Source organism: Sphingobium sp. (genome assembly GCF_041987595.1).
In the GTDB taxonomy this organism is placed as follows: domain Bacteria; phylum Pseudomonadota; class Alphaproteobacteria; order Sphingomonadales; family Sphingomonadaceae; genus Sphingobium.
This window is the reverse complement of sequence record NZ_JBHIWJ010000230.1, coordinates 1-612: the sequence shown is the minus strand read 5'-3', so window position 1 is coordinate 612 and position 612 is coordinate 1. Positions and strand designations below refer to the sequence as shown.

The 612-nt window shown below is 54.1% G+C and carries 1 protein-coding gene; it reads right to left on the bottom strand.

Features of this window, described 5'->3' with window-relative positions; genetic code table 11:
• Positions 1-21: 21 nt before the first annotated feature.
• Positions 22-612: helicase-related protein (locus ACFC3J_RS22905; protein WP_375198203.1), on the bottom strand; the 591-nt coding region annotated here is incomplete at its 5' end.

Genomic DNA, 612 nt, shown 5'->3' with positions numbered 1-612 from the left:
CAGCAGATGTTGAAAAAATAATCACTCTGGCTGAATTTTTTTCCGCCGCACCGGTGCACTGCCATCGTCGCCGCCCTGAAAGAAACGTTTGGCTGTTGCAGTTGGGCTGGTTTCAGGTTTTGCCACTACCCGTGTTGCCTTGCCAGCACCTGGCTTAGTCAGCTTAGTTTGTGCGGCTTTCTTCGGCGCCATCTTAACTACCGGCTGACCATTAAAGCGCGCTGTAAGCCCCTCCAGGGTACTGAATTCTGCCGGCCGTCGTAAGAAGGCTTCGATTTTTTGCAGTGCCTGCCAATCCTTCGGCCCCACCAGCGAGATTGCGGTACCCTTGGCACCGGCCCGGCCGGTACGGCCGATGCGGTGTACATATTCTTCCGGATGTTTCGGCAGGTCAAAATTGATTACATGTGATACTTGCAACAGATCCAGACCGCGCGAGGCCAAATCAGTCGTTACCAACACCTGATACTTGCCGCTGGCGAAATCCTGCATCACTTTATTACGCTGTGCCTGATTCAGCCGCGCACTTAAGCCAATAGCGGGCAAACCGGCTTGCTGACAAAACTCGGCCAGCCGGCTAGCGTCATCGCGGGTTGCGGTAAAAATAATCAG